Origin of the sequence: Tangfeifania diversioriginum, from assembly GCF_900141875.1 — a bacterium.
Classification (GTDB): Bacteria; Bacteroidota; Bacteroidia; order Bacteroidales; family Prolixibacteraceae; genus Tangfeifania; species Tangfeifania diversioriginum.
In genome coordinates this window covers 57532-77466 of the sequence record NZ_FQZE01000009.1, presented here as the reverse complement: position 1 = coordinate 77466, position 19935 = coordinate 57532, and the positions used below count along the sequence as shown (strand labels likewise).

The following is a 19935-nucleotide window of genomic DNA, read 5'->3' as shown; positions in this document are numbered from 1 at the left end:
ATTTAGGTTGAAGTGTACAATTTTAACAAATAATCGAGAAAAATCCCCGCAGAAATATGAATTTGACAGAATAAAATCCAGTGAATTACACGCTACTTTTGGTACTCCTTCACCTCCACCTCTCCCCGTGCCACACGCAGGGCATTCATGGCCAGCGCTTCCAGTTCGTCTTCGCCAGGGTAGGTATAAACTGTTGCAATAAATCCGGTTTTTATTTGGATGTATTTTTCGAGTTCCTCGTTGTAAGCTAATCCGCCGGTAAGGAGTATGGCATCAACTTTTCCTTCGAGCACTACCGCCATTTCACCAATAATTTTTGAAACCTGGTAAAACAACGCTTCCTGGATAAATTTTGCCTTTTCGTTGCCCGATTGCGCCAGCTCCTGCACTTCCTGGGCACTGTTGGTTCCAAGATAGCCCACGTAGCCTCCCTCGCCCACAACCATGCGGCGAATTTGGTCCTCGGAATATTTGCCGCTGTAACAAGCTGCAATTAATTGTCCAACAGGAAGTGTCCCGGCTCGCTCTGGGCTGAAAGGGCCTTCGCCATCAAAACCATTGTTTACATCCACCACCCTGCCTTTTTTGTGGGCACCAACCGATATTCCTCCGCCCAAATGAGCCACAATCAGATTCAGCGTTTCATATTGTTTGTTCACTTTTTGGGCATGAACCCGCGCAGTAGCTTTCTGGTTCAGTGCATGAAAAATGGAAACCCGCTCGAAATTGGGATGCCCGGCAACCCGGGCCACATCATCCAGTTCGTCGGTTACCACCGGATCGGCAATAAAGGCCTGCGCATTTGGAATTTGCAAGGCAATGTAATCGGCCAACATAGGCCCCAAATTACTTGCATGTTGTCCAAGAACTCCTTTGTGGGCGTGTTTAATCATTTGGTTGTTCACACGATAAACCCCCGACTCGAGAGGATAGGTAAGTCCCCCGCGGCCAATAACCGTTTTGATGGAATCCACCTCAATGCCTTCCTCTACCAGTGCATCGATAATAAATCCTTTTCTAAAATCGAACTGTTCGACTACATTTTTGTAACTCATCAACTCATCCATCGAATGCCGGATGGTTTTGTTCAACACACATTTATCATCGAAATAAACAGCAAACTTGGTGGAAGTTGATCCCGGATTTATGGCTAATATTCTGTGCATTCGTAAAAACTGATTAACTGATTAACGAGGCCATGGCAATTGAATTAAATTTTATTCTTTCGCTATCTCCCCTGGACACAACCACAGCAGGCACTTTTGCCCCTGCAATAATTCCTGCCATCTGGGCTTTGCAAAGTTTCGAGTTGGTTTTGTAAAATACATTGGCTGCGTCAATATTCGGGAAAAGCAGGCAATCGGCATCGCCGGCCACAGACGAGGTAAATCCTTTTATCGATGCTGAATTCCGATTAATGGCCACATCGAGTGCCATTGGCCCGTCCACTTCGCCGCCTTCAATTTGTCCGTGTTCCGACATTTTTGCAATAGTGGCTCCGTCCATGCACGACTGTATGGAAATAATAATTTGTTCGGTAGGGGCAATTACCGCCACTTTGGGTTTTTCAATTCCCAGTGATTGTGCAGTTTGAATCAGGTAGCGGGTCATGGTAATTTTCTGCTGCAAATCGGGATAAGGAATCACACCGGCATCGGAAAACACCAGCAGTTTGTGGTAGTTCGGGTTTTCCATCAGGGCCACATGGCTTAAAATCCCCCGGGGGGGCACCAGTCCATACTCCTTTTTCAGCAGCACCTTCATAAACTTATCGGTAGAAACCAAACCTTTCATTATCAAATCAGCTTTCCCGTCGTGAATCAAGCCAACTGCTTTCTCGGCAGCTTCGCGTTCCGAGAGGGTGTGAACTATCTCATAGTTATTGATATCGATATCCAGATTGCTGCAAGTTTCTTCAATTCTCTCCCTGTCTCCGGTTAAAATAGCTTTCACCAAACCCATTTCAACCGCTTTATTCAAAGCTTCCAGTGTATTTACATCCACACCGTTTACAACAACCAATCTTTTTTCGGGTTGCTTTTTTACCTGTTCCAGTAAATCTTCAAAGTTTAGATTTTCCATATTTAGGATTTTTGTCCGAATTTAGAACAATACTTTTTCCCAATTGGTAACTTTTCTCAGTTTTATTTATGTTTTTAACCATAGTTAAAAAACTTTCGGATGTCAAAACGAAATCTACACTATTGAATCGACAAAGAATTTTAACTTAATCTGTCCTTCTGCTTTCGTTTTGCCAGATCGGCCACTTCGCGGGCAATCATCAATTCTTCGTTGGCCGGAATAATCACGATTTTCACGTTGGCTTTTTCCTGCTGAATGATTGCTTCCGTACCATTCAGCTCCGTGTTTTGTTTTTCGGAAAGCTGAACACCCAAAAACTCCAAATCACTGCAGATTTCTTTTCGGGCATTTGCACTGTTTTGCCCTATGCCACCTGTAAAAGCCAAAAGATCGAGCCCGCCCATTGCAGCAGCATAAGCTCCAAAGTATTTTTTTATCCGGTAATGATACACCGCCAGCGCCGTTCGCGCAGCTTTATTGCCTTCTTGCGCTGCCTTTTCCACTGCACGATAATCGCCCGAAACACCAGAAATCCCCAGCAAGCCACTCTCCTTGTTTATAATTTGCTGAACTTCTCTGTTCGACAAATTAAAATTTTGCTGAAGATATATCAGCACTCCGGCATCGATATCGCCGCAACGCGTCCCCATCAACACCCCTTCCACCGGGGTAAGCCCCATGGAAGTATCGATTGATTTTCCGTTTTTTATGGCAGCTACCGATGCCCCGTTGCCCAAATGGCACGAAACAATTTTGGACGATTGGTAATCCAAACCGGCAATTTGGCTGGCACGCTGCGATGCATATTTATGTGAAGTGCCGTGAAAACCAAACTTTCGGATTTTATGTTTTTGGTACCACGAGAACGGAATGCCGTACAAAAACGCCTTTTCAGGAAGTGTATGATGAAATGCAGTATCGAAAACCCCGGCATGAAAAACATCCGGTATAAGCTTACGAGTGGCATTTATTCCTTCAAGATTAGTCGGATAATGCAAGGGAGCCAGCGACACTAATTTTTGCATTTCAGCAACAAGGGAGTCAGTTATTTCCACGCACCCGGTTCCATTTTCACCTCCATGGATCATTCTGTGTCCAACTACATCTACTTCGCTCAGCGATGACAGACATTCATTGGCCGGACTTACCAATTCTTTTAAAATAGCATCCAGTATTTTTTTACAGGAATATCCATTCCACTTTTTTACGGTCTTTTCCTTTTGGGAACTGATGCGAAAAGTTGTATTTCCTTCGCTGTTTTTTTCAGCAACTCCTTGTAAAACGAGGATTTCTTCAGGCATACAAAACAACCTGAACTTGATGGAAGAACTACCGCTGTTAATTACCAGAACATTCATGGAATAAACCTAAAATTTGAAGTAAGCACAGTACAGCCTCTTAAGTTACTAAAAAGTGATTGAAATGCACGAATAAATCCTAAGGTTTTAACAATTTCAACAAGGTGTTATACAATATATTAAATTCATTTTAAAAAAGCATTTTTTCTATTAATTTAAAAGCCTTTTAAAAGTGGGTTGATTCAAAATCAAAAATCTGTAACGTGGATAACATCTGTTTACCATACAACCTCAATTGCTTAAACTTCGAAGTTTCATTCGAAACAAAAATATTCAGGAAAAATAGTAACCAATTTTACAAACACAAAACAAACTACCGGAGTGTTGGTTAAATAATACTGTTTGCAAGCAATTGAATAATTAAAATATAGACATTTATAATTCATTAATCATTTAAATTCTAAGCTATGGTAAATAAAATAACCAGTCTTGCTGAATATTTTCAAAAGTATGAGGAAAGCGTTTCCAACCCTGAGAAATTCTGGGGCGACATTGCCGAAAACTACAAATGGCAAAAAAAGTGGGATAAAGTCCTCGACTGGAAGTTTAAAGGGGAAGGTGCCCCGGATGTAAATTGGTTTGTTAATGGTAAACTGAACATTACCGAAAATATTTTTGAACGGAACATGGACACCCGTAAGGACCAGGTTGCAATAATCTGGGAGCCCAATGATCCGAAAGAAAAAGAAATTAAACTGACCTACGGCGAACTGTTTGACAAAGTGAAACAGTTTGCCAACGGGTTAAAAAAAATGGGGATTAAAAAAGGCGACAGGGTTGCTATTTACCTTCCCATGGTTCCGGAACTTGCCATTGCAATGCTTGCCTGCGCGCGCATCGGTGCTATCCACTCCATTGTTTTTGCAGGATTTTCGGCCACAGCACTGGCCGACAGAATTAACGACGCCGAAGCCAAAATGCTCATCACCTCCGATGGCGGTTTCCGCGGCACCAAGTCAATTCCAATGAAAGGAATTGTTGATGAAGCTCTTGCAAAAAGTCCTTCCGTAAAACATTCTATTATTTTACAACACACCAACGAAAACATCAATCTAATAGAAGGCCGTGATGTTTGGTGGCATGATGTAATTAAAAATGCAGGTACAGACAACACTGCCGAGGTGATGGATTCCGAAGATCTGCTTTTCATTTTATACACATCCGGGTCAACCGGTAAACCAAAGGGAGTTGTGCATACTACAGCAGGTTACATGGTTTATACCGAATACACCTTTAAAAATGTGTTCCAGTACACCGACGGAGATGTTTACTGGTGCACCGCCGATATTGGTTGGGTAACCGGACACTCCTACATTGTTTACGGACCACTGCTTGCCGGAGCAACTACGGTTATGTTCGAAGGTGTTCCTACATGGCCCGATGCCGGCCGTTTCTGGGATGTGGTTGACAAATACAAAATAAACCAGTTTTACACGGCACCAACTGCCATCCGCGCACTGGTTGCGCAGGGCGACGAATGGGTGAACAGCCACGACCTGAGCTCCCTGAAAGTTTTGGGAACAGTTGGTGAACCCATTAACGAAGAAGCCTGGCGCTGGTACCACGACCTTGTAGGCAAAGGAAAATGCCCGATTGTAGATACCTGGTGGCAAACAGAAACCGGCGGGATTATGATTTCACCGCTGGCCGGACTCACACCTACCAAACCCTCGTTTGCAACGCTCCCGCTGCCAGGGGTACAACCCATTCTTGTTGACCCCGAAGGAAATGAGCTGAAAGGAAACGGAGTTGAAGGAATTCTCTGCATCAAATTTCCCTGGCCCGGCATGCTGCGCACAACTTATGGCGACCACAAAAGATGCTACCAAACTTACTTCTCGGCATTCCCCGGTTTATATTTAACCGGCGACGGGGCCAAGCGCGACGAAGAAGGCTACTACCGCATTATTGGCCGCATTGACGATGTAATCAATGTATCCGGTCACCGCATTGGAACAGCCGAAGTGGAAGATGCCATTAACCAGCATCCCAAAGTAGTAGAATCGGCAGTTGTTGGTTATCCGCACGAAATTAAAGGTGCCGGAATTTATGCTTATGTAATTTGCGAGGATCTCACCGACGAGGAAATGGAGAATATTGAAAATGAGATCAGGGCTACTGTAACCAAATTTATCGGCCCGATTGCAAAGCCCGATAAAATTCAAATCGTGAGTGGCCTTCCCAAAACCCGTTCAGGAAAAATTATGCGGCGAATCCTCCGCAAAATCGGAGAAGGCGACGCCACTAATCTTGGCGACACTTCCACCCTGCTCGACCCGGGAGTTGTGGAAGAAATTATAAACGGAGCCAAAGTGAATATAAAAAGGGAATAAAATTCAACTCTTTCAAAAGCACCTTCAGCAAGAAGGTGCTTTTTTCTTTTAAACCAATAAAAAAACCAAATTATGAACTATCAAAAAGTAATGAACAGGTGGCTGGTAGTTGCCGGGGCTATTTTAATACAATTGGCGCTGGGAGCTATTTACGCCTGGTCGGTATTTACGCCCCAGCTTACTTCAGCCGAAGGAATCTACCACTTTTCAGCAGGTGAGGCCGCATGGATTTTTTCAGCAGGGCTCTTTTTCTTTGCCCTCGTTATGATATGGGCAGGCAGAAAGTTAGCCACATTGGGACCACAAAAACTTGCAATTGCAGGTGGCTTCACACTTGGTCTCGGCTACATCCTGGCCGGTTTCTTCGGGAGCAACTTTTTAAATCAGCTAATTTTTATCGGTGTTATTGGCGGATCCGGAATTGGCCTGGCTTATGTTGTTCCAATCGCCGTGGGTGTTAAATGGTTTCCCGACCGCAAAGGAATGCTGACCGGACTGGCCGTTGCCGGTTTTGGTTTTGGCGCAACCATTTGGGTTAAATGGGCCGGCTCCTGGGGAGGTGGCCTTCTGAACAACCTCCATCTTTTTGGCCTGGATGGAGTACGCAGCGTTTTTATTTTGTACGGGATAATTTTTGCTGCCATGGTTTTAATTGGCAGCCTGGTTATGAAAGATCCCCCGGAAGGTTGGCTGCCCAAAGGCTACACTCCTCCTGATGCCAATTCCAGCAAGGCAACCGGCGAAGTTAATTTTGATACCGGCGAGATGCTCAAAACCCCGCAGTTTTACATGCTGTTTTCAACTTTTGTATTCTCTGCTCTTGCAGGGTTAATGGTTATCTATTGCATCAAACTATTCGGTATCGATGCATTAACGTTTAAAGAACTCGGCTCGCTGACCCCTTCAAGTTCTGAATTCAGCAAAACAATAAACTGGGCAAGTTCAGTTGCCGGAACAGCAATGGCCGTTTATGCCATTCTTAATGGCCTGGGCCGAATCATCTGGGGAATTGTATCTGATAAAATCGGACGCAAATTATCCATTTTCCTGATGTGTCTTTTGCAGGGCATTGTAATGCTGTTGTTGTACAGGCTGGGCTCAACTACTTCTACTTTCATTATTGCCGCAGCCATTATCGGCTTTAACTTTGGCGGAAATTTCGCACTCTTCCCGGCTGCCACTGCCGATTTTTTCGGAAATAAAACGGTAGGCAAAAACTATGGGTTTGTGTTTTTTGCATACGGAATTGCAGGTATTGCCGGGCCGCAAATTGCCGGGTTATTTAAAGACGCAGCCCAGGGGGCCGACACTCCGGCAGCATGGCTCACCCCTTTTATAATTGCAGGTGTGGCCTGCATTGCAGGAGCAGTTATCATTCTGCTTGCAAAACCACCAAAACGTAAAACAAAATAATTATCGACACTGATTATCCATACAAAAACGTCCTCTTTGAAGGGCGTTTTTTATAACCGGGAAACAAAAAATGTTGTCAAACAGGTGACTGTAAAATTGTTTTTAAACATATAACCAGAAATAGCCCAACTTTATAACCATTTAATTTACTGATTTTTAGTATTTTTAATCCCTGCTAATTTCTAAAACCGCAAAGAACAAAAATTTCGGATCATGATTTTTTTTCATGATTTTTATAAGAAATTTCTGCCAACTTTAAAGGCAGATAACAAATATTCAACAAAATAAAAAAACATATACCAATGGCCATCAAGAAGTTAGACAGCATTTTCAAACCAAAACGGATTGCATTAATCGGAGTTTCCAATAATCCTGAAAGCGTAGGTGGAATTACCTTGCGTAATTTAGTTGGAGGAGGATACAACGGAGTAGTTTATCCTGTAAACCCAAAACGCGAAGCCGTTTTTGGTATTCCCTGCTATCCCGATGTAAAAAGTTTGCCCAAGGTTCCTGACCTGGCAGTAATTATGACAGCAGCCAAACTGGTTCCCACGCTGGTTCGGCAATGCGGCGAGGCTGGAATTAATGGTATCATCATCATGTCGGCAGGTTTTAAAGAGGCTGGCGAAGATGGTAAAAAACTCGAGGCACAAGTAAAAGAGGAAAAATCGAAGTTTCCTGACATGCGGATTATCGGTCCCAACTGCCTGGGAATTTTGGTTCCGGGGTTAAGCATGAATGTGAGTTTTGCCAACGGAATGCCCGAAAAAGGTCATGTGGCCTTTATTTCTCAATCGGGTGCACTTTGTACTTCAGTGCTCGACTGGGCTTATGAATCGCACATTGGGTTCTCCTATTTCGTTTCAATAGGAAACTCCATGGATGTAAACTTTGGCGATTTAATCGACTATTTTGGCCAGGATCCCAACACAAAATCCATTGTGCTTTATGTTGAATCCTTATCGCATGCCCGCACTTTCATGTCGGCAGCACGTGCATTCTCACGCGAAAAACCAATTATCGTATATAAATCAGGCCGTTTCCCCGAATCAGCAGCCGCGGCAGCATCCCACACCGGTGCACTGGCATCGGAAGATTCAATTTACGACGCTGTTTTCCGCAGAGCAGGCCTGGCCAGAGTTTACGATTTTGGCAACATTTTCGATTTTACCGACCTGGTTGGTCGCCGGCGCATTCCTAAAGGAAACCGGCTGGCAATTGTCACAAACGCTGGTGGCCCCGGTGTTATGGCAACCGACTCCCTTATTTCGTGGGGCGGAAAGCTGGTAAAACTTTCTGAATCAACCATGCAAAAACTTAACGAATACCTGCCACCTTTCTGGTCGCACGGAAACCCGGTGGATGTATTGGGAGACGCAACACCCGAACGTTTTGCCGAAGCAACCAAAATTGTGTTGGAAGACGAAAAAGTTGATGCCGTGCTCGTTTTGCTCACCCCGCAGGCAATGACTGCCCCCACCGAAACAGCTGAAGCTATTGCCGAAATGGCAAAGAAAACCTCCAAAACAATTATGACTGGCTGGCTTGGTGGTGCCAGCATGCGCGAAGGAATACAAGTATTCAACAAAGCCGGACTATCAAGTTACCCAACACCCGAGCAGGCCATCCGGGCATTTATGACACTCTCGCATTATGCCGAAAACCAGGAGATGCTTTATGAAACCCCCAAAGAGGTGCCGTTATCGTTCGAATACGACAGAAATCTGCTGCGCGAAAAATACCTTAAAGAGGTTTTCCCAAAAGCTAAAATCCTGAACGAAGACGACTCAAAGATGCTGATTAACGATTATGGCATCGATACAACTCATCCCACGCCAGCTGCTACAGATGACGAAGCCGTTAAAATATCAGAAAAGAAAGGTTATCCGGTAGTAATGAAAATTTACTCACCTGACATAACACATAAATCGGATGTTGGCGGTGTTGCCCTGAATATTAAAGATGAAGAAATGGTAAGGGCCACTTTCAGGAATATGGTAAAAACTGCGGCTGAAAAACGCCCTGATGCAAAAATTGACGGAGTTACCATACAAAGAATGGTTGATAATAAAGATGCCGAAGAAATTATCCTCGGAATTAAAAAGGACCCGGAATTCGGAACCGTCATGCTGGTGGGAATGGGAGGCACCTCGGCCGAATTGTTCAAAGACAAGCGACTTGAATTTCCACCGCTGAATGAACAGCTTGCAAGGCAAATGCTTCAGTCATTGAAAATTTACCCGTTACTGGAAGGTTACCGCGGGGCACCGGCAAAAAATATCGACAAACTGGTAGAAGTGCTAATCCGCATGTCGTACCTGGCAGCCGATTACCCTGAAATTAAAGAACTCGATATTAATCCGCTAATAGTTACACCGAATGATGTTATTGCGCTTGATGCCCGCATTGTGGTTGATGAAGAGGTACTGGCGACCCCGGTGAAAGAATACTCGCACCTTATTTTACGTCCGTATCCGGAAAGCCTGATTACAACCAAAGAATTAAAAGACGGCTCGCCGGTTACGCTAAGACCCATTAAGCCGGAAGACGAACCCATGTGGCTTGACCTGCTCGCCAGTTGTTCGAAAGAATCGATTTACCACAGATTCAGGTACGACTTTTACTTCGATTCGCATGAAGTGGCCACACAGTTCTGTTTTATTGATTACGACCGTGAAATTGCCATTGTGGCTGAAGTGGAACAGGAAGGCAAAAAACACATTGTAGGTGTGGGACGCCTCATTGCCGACCCCGATGTGGAGGTGATGGAATATGCCATATTAATTACTGATGCGTGGCAGAAAAAAGAATTGGGTTACATCATTACTGAATATTGCATGAAAGTTGCGAAAATCAGAGGTGTAACAAAACTTGTTGCAGAAACGACCCGCGATAACAAACCAATGATTTCTGTCTTCAGAAAATTGAATTTTAAAATTAGATTTAATGAAGATTCAACCGTTTCAGTAAAAAAAGAGTTAAACGGTGAATCGGAATAAGTTCAAAAAACAAATAAATCAACTCGAGGGTGCCTAAAAAGCCATTATGCCTGTTATACTCAGCGTAGTAAAAAAAATAGTACAGCTAAAGACAGATGTTTTTTTACAAAATACTTCCGTTGGAAGGCTACGCTCAACGTAATAAAAACGGCTGATGGTAAACATTTTTAGGCAGCCTCCTGTTTTTTGAAAAATTTTAATGGATATTGAAAAAGCAGAAAAGGCAGTAAAACTAATCCGAAAATCAAAATACATGGTCGCCTTTACAGGGGCGGGAGTTTCTGTCGAAAGCGGAATCCCACCTTTCAGGGGCACCGGCGGGTTATGGAATTCAACACACCCTATTTTTCTTGAAATTGAATATTTTCATAAAAAACCACTCCAGGCCTGGAAAAAAATTAAAGAAATATTTTACGACAAGCTTGGCGACGCTGAGCCCAACATGGCCCACGAAGTGCTGGCAAAAATGGAAAAGCGCAGTTTCCTGGAATCGATTATTACGCAAAACATCGATCACCTGCACCAAAAAGCCGGGAATAAATATGTGTATGAATTACATGGAACGTATCGCCGGCTGGTTTGCACCGAGTGCAATACAGAATACGACATGAGTTTTGCCGATTTGAATTTCCTGCCGCCCACCTGCTACATTTGCAAAGGCATTTTAAAACCCGATATGGTTTTTTTCAACGAAGAAATTCCGGCTTTTGCCAAAAAACGTTCGTTCGAAGAAGCCGAAAAAACCGATCTGCTGCTCATTATTGGCACCCATGCCGAAGTGCTGCCCGCCGCACGAATACCGGAAATTGCCAAAAAAAACGGGGCAAAAATTATCGAAATAAACATCAAGCCATCCCCTTTTTCGCACTCCATTACCGATATTTTCATACAGGCACGGGCTACCGAAGCAATGGAAAAAATCGGGGAGCTGCTCTATTTGTAACCGCACAAAAAAACCGGCTGAACAAGTCAACCGGTTTCAATTGAAAATCAATTTATCCTCTGTTCTACAACATCTCTTTCATTGCTTTGTAAGCTTTGTCGCCATAAACAATTGAAGGTCCGCCGCCCATTACCACAGAAACACCTATGGTTTCAACAATCTCTTCCTGAGATGCGCCGGTTTCAATAGCAGCTTTCACGTGGCAGGCAATACACCCTTCGCAGCGGATACTAATAGCAATGCCAAGTGCAATAAGCTCTTTTTGCTTGGCCGTCAAAGCTTTATCCTCTGCTGTTGCATGATGCATTGCTCCAAATCCTTCAGCTATTTTCGGATTCTCTTTCGAAAGCGTTCCTATAAAATCATAAACTGCTTTTGCTTGTTCTGAATATGTACTCATAATTTTTTCATTTTTAATTTAAACTAACTAATGGTTAAAAATAAATAATGCAACACACTAATCAACTGACAATAATCACAAATAAATATGCTTAAAAACAGCACAATAATCACAATTAAATCCAACTCAAATTTCAATTGACTATCAGTAAAACATTTATATTTTTGAAAAGGTAAAAACTGAAAACCATGGAACAATTCCTAACAAAAAACTGGAACCTTAAAGCACCTAAAATAAAACAGATTGAAGGTTACAGTAATTCCAACTTTAAAATAGAAGACAGCGAAAAAAAATACATTCTGAAAATGTACCCGAATGAAAAGCATTTGGCTAATTGGGCAGAAGCTGAAAACAGGTTGCTGCTGTGGCTAAACAAAAAAGCCGAAGACACTTTTCCGTTCCCGGTTTTAACCAAAGGAGCCCAAACTTTTTCGTATGATGCTAAAAAACGAAACATTTTCAGGTTACTCACCTGGCTCGATGGCGATTTTTGGTTTGAAGTAAAACACACATCCAAATTGGTTGAATCGTTTGGAAAATTTCTGGCCAAACTAAATTTGCACCTGCGCAACTATCAGGATTATGTCATTGAAGCCCGCCATTCGGAATGGGACCTGCAACATTTCCTTGAAGTAGTTCAGCAAAAAAGACACTTCATCTTAATTCCGGAAAACCGCAAACTGGTTGACTATTTTTTGTTGCAATACCGCGAAAATGTGCTGCATGAATTGCACAACATGCGAAAATCCGTTATTCACGGCGATGCCAACGATCGCAATGTGCTCGTACAAAACGAAGCAGTTTCGGGAATCATCGATTTTGGCGACATGTGTTACTCGCAGCTCATCAACGAACTGGCCATTGGAATTACTTACGCTGTTATGGGAAAAGAAAATCCGGTGGAATGGGCACTGTCCATAATTACGGGATATCATGAAATTTTCCCGCTTCAGGAAAGAGAAGTTGATTTACTCTACTGGCTCATTGCAGCGCGGTTGTGCATGAGTGTGTGCCATTCGGCTTTCGAAAAAATCCGTCAACCCGAAAATAAGTACATTGCCATCAGCGAAAAACCAGCCTGGGACCTGCTGCACAAATGGGTAAAAATTAACCCGGTTCATGCGCGCAACGAATTCCGAAAAGCAGCCAGATTTTCCATACCCGCTGAAAAATCTGAAAATGAAGTCAAATCGGAGCGGCTGAAATCAGTCAGCTCCATTTTTTCCGTCAGTTACAAAAAACCCGTTTACATGGAGCGGGCTGCTTTCCAGTACATGTTCGACAAATACGGAAACAGCTACCTCGATGCCTACAACAACATCCCGCATGTGGGGCATTCGCACCCGCTGGTGGTGGAAGCCGGGCAAAAACAGATGGCACGGCTCAACACCAACACCCGCTACCTTTACGATAATTTGAATGAATACACTGCAAATCTTTTAAGTTGTTTCCCAAAACCGCTTAACAAAGTTTTCCTGGTGAACTCGGGCAGTGCGGCAACTGATTTGGCATTGCGCATGGCACGCCATTTTACCGGCCGAAAAAAAGTGGCAGTTGTGGAACACGGTTACCATGGAAATACGCAGGCCGGCATTGAAATCAGCCACTACAAATTCAGTGGGAAAGGTGGACAGGGCGCATCAGAAAATGTGATTTGCCTGCCCATTCCAGACGTTTACCGCGGTGAATTTCGGTTTGAAAATGCCGGCGTTTTCTTTGCCAAACAAGCCATTCAGCATATTCAAAACGAAAAAGAAAAACCAGCTGCATTTATTGCCGAACCCATTGTGGGCTGCGGCGGGCAAGTACCACTAGCAAAAGGGTATTTAAAAGAAATTTACACAGAAATCAGAACGCTGGGAGGGATTTGCATTTCCGACGAAGTACAAACCGGCTTCGGACGGCTGGGAAATTATTTCTGGGGATTTGAAATGCACGGCGTTGTTCCCGATATGGTCATTCTTGGGAAACCCATGGGAAACGGCCATCCGATGGCCGCAATGATTTGCACCGACGAAATTGCAGAAGCGTTCAACAACGGCATGGAATTTTTCAGTTCCTTTGGTGGCAACCCCGTTTCGTGCTCCATCGGACAAGCAGTACTCGATGTTCTGGCAGAAGAACATTTGCAGCAAAATGCAAAAAAAGTGGGCGATTACTACCTGCAAAAATTGACAGAACTTCAGCAAAAAAATGAGCGCATTGGCGATGTGCGCGGTTCAGGGCTATTTATCGGTTTTGAATTTGTGAAAGACCGCATTACACTGGAACCGGACACTGAACTGGCACAAAAAGTAAAAAACGAACTGCGCGAAAAATTTGTACTCGTGAGCACCGACGGCCCGTTCGACAATGTCATCAAATCGAAACCACCGTTGTGTTTTTCTAAAGAAAATGTGGATGAAGTAATTTTAGCAGTTGAAAGAATATTGAAAGAAAAATAAAATAAACAACTCTCCTATCGTCATTATTTGCGCCAAACCAACGAAACTTCTATTTTTACTGAACTTAAATATGAACCGTATGCAACCCGATTTCAACCAGCTAAAAACCCAACTCGAAGGCGACCTGTTTGCCGACAACGTGCAACGTGTCCTCTACTCCACCGATGCTTCGCAATATAAAGAATTGCCGCTGGCCGTTACGCGCCCAAAAAACAAAGAGGACATCAAAAAAATAATTGCTTTTGCCCGCGAAAACGGCACTTCTATCATTCCCCGCGGCGGAGGTACGTCATTGGCCGGCCAGGTGGTGGGCCCAGGAATTGTGGTGGATATTTCAAAATACATGAATAAAATCCTCGAACTGAACGTGGATGAAAAATATGTAATTGTTGAACCGGGAGTAGTTTTGGCTGAGCTGAACCAGATTCTGGCCAAATACAATTTGCAGTTTGGCCCCGAAACATCCACCGCCAACCGCTGTGTTATTGGCGGCATGCTGGGCAACAACTCCTGCGGTTTGCACTCACTGGTTTACGGCAGCGTGCGCGAACACATCCTCGAAGTGGATGCCGTTCTTTCCGATGGGTCGGAAACCACCTTCAAATCGCTTTCAAAAAAAGAGTTTCAGAGAAAGCTGAACGGAAACCCCAACCAACTCGAGAAAGCCATCTATCAAAATATTCATGAGATGCTTTCCGATCCGGACAATCAAAAAGAAATCCGCGAAAAATTTCCCGATCCGAAACTCACCCGCCGCAATATGGGCTATGCCATCGATGCGCTACTCAACTCAGAAATATTTTCCAACGGTGAATCACAGTTCAATTTTTGCAAGCTGCTGGCCGGTTCAGAAGGCACACTCGCTTTTTCGCACCGGATTAAGCTGAACATTATTCCGCTGCCGCCCAAACATAAAGGTTTGGTATGTGCCCATTTTGATACGCTGGAAGAATCGCTGCAGGGGAATTTGATTGCATTGAAGCACCAGCCCACGGCCATAGAACTGATGGACGACACTGTGATGCAGGCTGCCAAACAAAACATCGAGCAGCGCAAAAACCGCTTTTTCGTGAAAGGCGATCCGGGTGCCATGCTCATGATTGAATTTTCGTTTGAAACGGAAGAGGAACTGCAAAACAAAGCCGCTGAGCTGGAAAAAGATTTCCGGGATGCCGGTCTCGGCTACCACTTCCCGCTGGTTACCGGCGATGATAAAATTAAACGGGTATGGGCACTGCGCACTGCCGGGCTCGGGCTGCTGGCCAATATTCCCGGCGACCGCAAAGGAGTTCCCGGAATTGAAGACACCGCCGTGGCGCCCGACCGGTTGCCCGATTACGTGGCCGACATCAAAAAAGCACTCGAAAAACTGGGATTGTCAAGCGTGTTTTATGCACACATTGCCACCGGTGAAATCCATTTCCGGCCGCTCATCAATTTTAAAGACCCGGAAGATGTAAAACGTTTCGACACGCTGATGAACGAAACCGCGGCACTGGTGAAAAAATACCGCGGATCCATGAGCGGCGAGCACGGTGACGGACGTGCACGCGGAAAATTCATTCCTTTCATGTTGGGCGAACATAACTACGAGCTGTTAAAAAACCTGAAAAAAACGTGGGACCCACACCACATTTTCAATCCCGGCAAAATTACCGATACACCACCCATAACCGAAAACCTGCGGGTAACTCCCGGAAAAGAGATTCCTGAATCAGATACCTATTTCAATTTCTCTAAAAACAAAGGTTATATCCGCAGCATTGAAAAATGCAACGGCTCGGGCGACTGCCGCAAAAGCGAGATGATTGGCGGAACCATGTGCCCCACTTTTATGGCCACGCGCGACGAAGACAAAAGCACCCGAGGACGGGCCAACATTCTTCGGGAATTTTTCTATTCGCCCAAAAATGGAAACGCCTTCGACCAAAAAGAAATATACAACATCCTCGACCTCTGCATTTCGTGCAAAGCCTGTAAAAGTGAATGCCCGTCGAATGTGGATATGGCCAAACTGAAAGCTGAATTTTTGCAGCACTATTATGATGTGCACGGCATTCCGCTGCGCTCGCGATTGGTGGCCTACCTGCCCCGCCTCAACCAATTGGCAATGCTGGTTCGCCCGATATCCAATTTTATGATGAAAACCACTTTGTTGAAAAAAATCATTGGGATTGCACCACAGCGCAACCTGCCTTCCCTTTCCAACATTACCCTGAACCGCCGCACAGCGCAGGGTATCCCGCATCCCGAGAAGGAAATCAAAGGCAAAATTTACCTTTTCAACGACGAGTTTACCAACTACAACGAGAGCGACATTGGAATTAAAGCCATTTTGCTGCTCACGCGGCTGGGCTACGAGGTAAAAATCCCGGTGCATAAAGAGAGCGGCCGCACGTTCCTGTCGAAAGGCCTGGTGCGGACTTCCAAAAAAATAGCTACCGAAAATGTTGAGCTTCTCAAAGATATTATTTCAGAAGAGACGCCGCTAATCGGCATCGAACCATCGGCCATCCTGGCTTTCCGCGACGAGTACCCCGATCTTGTGGATGAAAATTTACAACCCTTTGCCAAAAAGCTGGGACAACATGCATTGCTCTTTGAAGAATTTATATCAGAAGAGATGGATAAAGGAAACATTGATACATCGGAATTTTCAACCGCAAAAAAACAGGTATTGCTGCACGGACACTGTCAGCAAAAAGCAGTAGCCAGCACTGAACCCACAAAAAAGATGCTTTCGCTGCCCAAAAATTATTCGGTAAAAGAGGTCCCATCGGGTTGTTGCGGAATGGCCGGTTCCTTTGGTTACGAAAAAGAACATTACGATCTGTCCATGAAAATCGGGGAAATGGTGCTTTTCCCGGCCGTGCGCCAGGCAGAAGAGGAAGTCATCATTTCAGCGCCCGGCACCTCGTGCCGCCACCACATAAAAGACGGCACAGGAAAAACAGCTAAACACCCGGTTGAAGTGCTCTATGAAGCGCTGGAAAATTAAAGATACTAAACAGAAAGTACATCCGATTATAAAAAAAAGACTCATCCGTCATCTTAACCACATGTCTTGAACCTCTTTTCAGCATTATTGTTTGAAGGGTATAAAAATAGCAGTATGACTGAATTCTGGAACGAACGATATGCGGTAGAAAAATATGTTTACGGAACGGAGCCCAACCATTTTTCCAGGGAGCAAATAGAACAACTGCCACCGGGCAAAATATTGTTTCCGGCAGAGGGCGAAGGACGTAATGCAGTGCATGCAGCCACAAACGGCTGGCAGGTAACAGCGTTCGATGCCAGCATTGAAGCTCGCAATAAAGCCGAACGACTGGCTGTACTAAATGGAGTTTCCGTTGATTACCACACCGTTGATTATGAAAATGTGAGTTTCCCGGAAGAAAGTTTCGATTGCATTGTGCTTATTTATGCCCATTTGCACCCGCTGAAAAGAGAGCAAATCCACCGCAAATTAGCCACGTTCCTGAAACCGGGCGGTAAGCTTATCCTCGAAGGGTTCTCAAAAAAACAAATCAACTACAATACCGGAGGCCCCCGCAACGAGGCCATGCTCTTTTCCCTGCAGGAAATCCGGTCCGATTTTCAATCGTTTTCCCATTTAACAACCACCGAAAAGCAAATTGAGCTTGCCGAAGGCATTTTTCACAACGGAACAGCCTCGGTTATACAGGTTTGGGGAAGAAAATAATATTCGCTATATTTGCGGAATAATTTATCATTTCATCCGTTATCAAATAAATGTACACCATTAAAAAATAACTTTTTTAAACGCACAGGCGTAAAAATAATATTGAGACTACGGCATTACTGACTAAAAACTCATGTTGCCAGTCGTTTAAACATATTTTTACAAACAACAATTATATTGAATTAAATAACTTAAGATTGCGGGACGAAAATTAAAAAAACAGAAGTTAATTTTTGGTATGTAGCAAGTAATTACTATAATTGCAACCGAATTTCAACTAATTCTCGTCTCCACTTTATTTGTTCCAAATAAATTATCAAAAAAACAATTTAACAGGATAAGAGAATATTAATATTACACCAATGTACGATATTTTAGAATTGAACAAAAAGCTCGTGCCCGAGCTGCGTGAGATTGCCAAAGAACTAAAAATCAAACGCGTAGAATCATACAAGAAACAAGATCTAATATACAAGATATTAGACACACAAGCTGTTCAGGAAGCCGAAAAGAAAGAACAGAAATCAACTTCGAAAGAACAGAATAAAGAAGACCGCCCGCGAAAAGGTTTTTTGCGAAAGAAGCAGGACAACAGCCAGCAGCAGGACAACCAGCAGGATGACCAGCAGCAGCGCCGCGGGAGACGTCCGCGCCGCGACAGGGTGGAACCTGTATTAAAACGCCAGCGAATTGAACCCGGCAGCAAAAAGGAAGAACCGCAAAAACCCGAAATAAAACAATCGCGACAGGATCAGATAAAAGCGATAATCCAGAACTTCAACCTGGAAAAAACGAAAAACCCCGAAGAAGCTGCCAAACAAAAATTAAAAGAACAGGAAGAAAAAGCCGCTGCCAAAGCTAAAAAACACGAAGAAAAAGCAAAGCCGAAAAAACAGGAAAAAGCGGACGCCCCGGAGGAAGAAAACAATGCCCGGGAAAAACAGGATAACCGGCCGCCACAGGAAAATAAAGATCAGGAAAAAAAGAAAATTCACAGAAAAGATAACCGCGACCAGAACAAGCATCAGCAGCGAAACGGAAACAACAAGTATTACGAATTCGACGGAATTGTTACCAATACCGGAGTGCTGGAAATCCTCCAGGACGGTTATGGGTTCCTTCGTTCTTCCGATTACAACTACCTGAATTCGCCCGACGATATTTACGTTTCACAATCGCAGATTAAACTGTTTGGATTAAAAACAGGCGACACCGTAGAAGGAACAATTCGCCCACCAAAAGAAGGCGAAAAATATTTTCCGCTCATTAAAGTGCTCGAAATTAACGGCCGCACCCCGCAGTTTATCCGCGACCGCGTTCCATTCGACCACCTTACCCCGCTATTCCCGGAAAAAAAATTCCAACTCACCGGAAACGGGCACGACAATATTTCCACACGTATTGTGGACATGTTTGCCCCGATTGGAAAAGGCCAGCGTGGTTTGATTGTGGCGCAGCCCAAAACCGGTAAAACCGTATTGCTGAAAGAAATTGCCAATGCCATTGCTGCCAATCACCCAGAAACTTATATGATTGTGTTACTGGTTGACGAACGTCCTGAAGAAGTTACTGATATGGCACGCAGCGTAGATGCCGAAGTAATCGCCTCCACATTCGACGAACCGGCAGACAAACACGTGAGGGTAGCCAACATCGTGCTTGAAAAAGCCAAAAGAATGGTTGAGTGCGGCCACGATGTGGTAATTCTGCTCGATTCCATTACCCGACTGGCACGTGCGTACAACACGGTTCAGCCGGCATCCGGCAAAGTGCTTTCGGGTGGTGTTGATGCCAATGCATTGCACAAACCCAAACGCTTCTTCGGTGCTGCACGTAATATTGAAGAAGGTGGCTCGCTTACTATTTTGGCCACAGCCCTCACCGAAACCGGTTCGAAGATGGACGATGTTATTTTCGAGGAATTTAAAGGTACCGGCAACATGGAGCTGCAACTTGACCGCAAATTATCGAACAAACGAATATTCCCGTCGCTCGATATTCCCGCCTCAAGCACCCGCCGCGAAGATTTGCTGCTGCCCAAAGAAATGCTCAACAAACTCTGGATTTTACGCAACTACCTCGGCGATATGAACTCAATGGAAGCCATGGACTTTATGAGAACCCGACTGATGCGTTCCAACTCCATTGCAGAATTCCTGGCATCGATGAACGACAGCTAACAATAGCACAAAAAAATATACACTTACAAAGCAGGTCACAAAACGACCTGCTTTTTTTTGCTTCAATCTAAAATTCA

Annotated in this window: 12 protein-coding genes; 8 read left to right on the top strand and 4 right to left on the bottom strand. The window is 44.2% G+C overall.

Annotated features, from left to right (window positions below):
• Window positions 1–92 precede the first annotated feature (92 nt).
• The 3 genes from buk to BUC07_RS07670 all read right to left on the bottom strand — a co-directional run bounded on the left by buk (window position 93) and on the right by BUC07_RS07670 (window position 3440).
• Window positions 93–1166, bottom strand: coding sequence for a butyrate kinase (buk, locus tag BUC07_RS07680; RefSeq protein WP_073168066.1), 1074 nt, complete (start codon window positions 1164–1166; stop codon window positions 93–95).
• Between the two features lie 13 nt (window positions 1167–1179).
• On the bottom strand, window positions 1180–2082 hold the full coding sequence (locus tag BUC07_RS07675; protein WP_073168064.1) for a phosphate acyltransferase: 903 nt from the start codon (window positions 2080–2082) through the stop codon (window positions 1180–1182).
• A 140-nt stretch (window positions 2083–2222) separates the two neighbouring features.
• Window positions 2223–3440, bottom strand: a complete 1218-nt coding sequence (locus BUC07_RS07670) for an acetate/propionate family kinase (protein ID WP_073168062.1) — start codon at window positions 3438–3440, stop codon at window positions 2223–2225.
• Window positions 3441–3847: 407 nt separating this feature from the next.
• Here BUC07_RS07670 and acs point away from each other — a divergent pair, with 407 nt between their 5' ends.
• The 4 genes from acs (at window position 3848) to BUC07_RS07650 (ending at window position 11128) form a co-directional block, all read left to right on the top strand.
• Window positions 3848–5773, top strand: a complete 1926-nt coding sequence (acs, locus tag BUC07_RS07665) for an acetate--CoA ligase (protein WP_073168059.1) — start codon at window positions 3848–3850, stop codon at window positions 5771–5773.
• Between the two features lie 72 nt (window positions 5774–5845).
• Window positions 5846–7186 (top strand): L-lactate MFS transporter, encoded by a 1341-nt coding sequence (locus BUC07_RS07660; RefSeq protein WP_073168057.1) that lies wholly within the window; start codon window positions 5846–5848, stop codon window positions 7184–7186.
• A 302-nt stretch (window positions 7187–7488) separates the two neighbouring features.
• Window positions 7489–10185 (top strand): bifunctional acetate--CoA ligase family protein/GNAT family N-acetyltransferase, encoded by a 2697-nt coding sequence (locus tag BUC07_RS07655; protein ID WP_083578153.1) that lies wholly within the window; start codon window positions 7489–7491, stop codon window positions 10183–10185.
• Window positions 10186–10384: 199 nt separating this feature from the next.
• Window positions 10385–11128, top strand: coding sequence for an NAD-dependent protein deacylase (locus BUC07_RS07650; RefSeq protein ID WP_073168056.1), 744 nt, complete (start codon window positions 10385–10387; stop codon window positions 11126–11128).
• A gap of 64 nt (window positions 11129–11192) precedes the next feature.
• Here BUC07_RS07650 and BUC07_RS07645 read toward each other — a convergent pair whose 3' ends face one another.
• Window positions 11193–11528: a carboxymuconolactone decarboxylase family protein gene (locus BUC07_RS07645; protein WP_073168054.1), complete on the bottom strand. Its 336-nt coding sequence runs from the start codon at window positions 11526–11528 to the stop codon at window positions 11193–11195.
• Window positions 11529–11716: 188 nt separating this feature from the next.
• Here BUC07_RS07645 and BUC07_RS07640 point away from each other — a divergent pair, with 188 nt between their 5' ends.
• From BUC07_RS07640 to rho, 4 genes are all read left to right on the top strand, one after another.
• Complete coding sequence (locus tag BUC07_RS07640) at window positions 11717–13972, top strand: aminotransferase class III-fold pyridoxal phosphate-dependent enzyme (RefSeq protein WP_073168052.1); 2256 nt, start codon at window positions 11717–11719, stop codon at window positions 13970–13972.
• Window positions 13973–14042: 70 nt separating this feature from the next.
• The gene (locus BUC07_RS07635) at window positions 14043–16970 is read left to right on the top strand and encodes an FAD-binding and (Fe-S)-binding domain-containing protein (RefSeq protein WP_245792664.1); all 2928 of its coding nucleotides are present in this window, start codon (window positions 14043–14045) and stop codon (window positions 16968–16970) included.
• A 114-nt stretch (window positions 16971–17084) separates the two neighbouring features.
• Window positions 17085–17678, top strand: coding sequence for a class I SAM-dependent methyltransferase (locus BUC07_RS07630; protein WP_073168050.1), 594 nt, complete (start codon window positions 17085–17087; stop codon window positions 17676–17678).
• Window positions 17679–18040: 362 nt separating this feature from the next.
• On the top strand, window positions 18041–19858 hold the full coding sequence (gene rho, locus BUC07_RS07625; RefSeq protein ID WP_073168048.1) for a transcription termination factor Rho: 1818 nt from the start codon (window positions 18041–18043) through the stop codon (window positions 19856–19858).
• Window positions 19859–19935 lie beyond the last annotated feature (77 nt).

Excerpts from the sequence above, each read along its gene's own strand:
- buk (WP_073168066.1), bottom strand. The coding sequence starts at position 1,166 with ATGCACAGAATATTAGCCATAAATCCGGGATCAACTTCCACCAAGTTT.
- BUC07_RS07675 (WP_073168064.1), bottom strand. The coding sequence starts at position 2,082 with ATGGAAAATCTAAACTTTGAAGATTTACTGGAACAGGTAAAAAAGCAA.
- BUC07_RS07670 (WP_073168062.1), bottom strand. The coding sequence starts at position 3,440 with ATGAATGTTCTGGTAATTAACAGCGGTAGTTCTTCCATCAAGTTCAGG.
- acs (WP_073168059.1), top strand. The coding sequence starts at position 3,848 with ATGGTAAATAAAATAACCAGTCTTGCTGAATATTTTCAAAAGTATGAG.
- BUC07_RS07660 (WP_073168057.1), top strand. The coding sequence starts at position 5,846 with ATGAACTATCAAAAAGTAATGAACAGGTGGCTGGTAGTTGCCGGGGCT.
- BUC07_RS07655 (WP_083578153.1), top strand. The coding sequence starts at position 7,489 with ATGGCCATCAAGAAGTTAGACAGCATTTTCAAACCAAAACGGATTGCA.
- BUC07_RS07650 (WP_073168056.1), top strand. The coding sequence starts at position 10,385 with ATGGATATTGAAAAAGCAGAAAAGGCAGTAAAACTAATCCGAAAATCA.
- BUC07_RS07645 (WP_073168054.1), bottom strand. The coding sequence starts at position 11,528 with ATGAGTACATATTCAGAACAAGCAAAAGCAGTTTATGATTTTATAGGA.
- BUC07_RS07640 (WP_073168052.1), top strand. The coding sequence starts at position 11,717 with ATGGAACAATTCCTAACAAAAAACTGGAACCTTAAAGCACCTAAAATA.
- BUC07_RS07635 (WP_245792664.1), top strand. The coding sequence starts at position 14,043 with ATGAACCGTATGCAACCCGATTTCAACCAGCTAAAAACCCAACTCGAA.
- BUC07_RS07630 (WP_073168050.1), top strand. The coding sequence starts at position 17,085 with ATGACTGAATTCTGGAACGAACGATATGCGGTAGAAAAATATGTTTAC.
- rho (WP_073168048.1), top strand. The coding sequence starts at position 18,041 with ATGTACGATATTTTAGAATTGAACAAAAAGCTCGTGCCCGAGCTGCGT.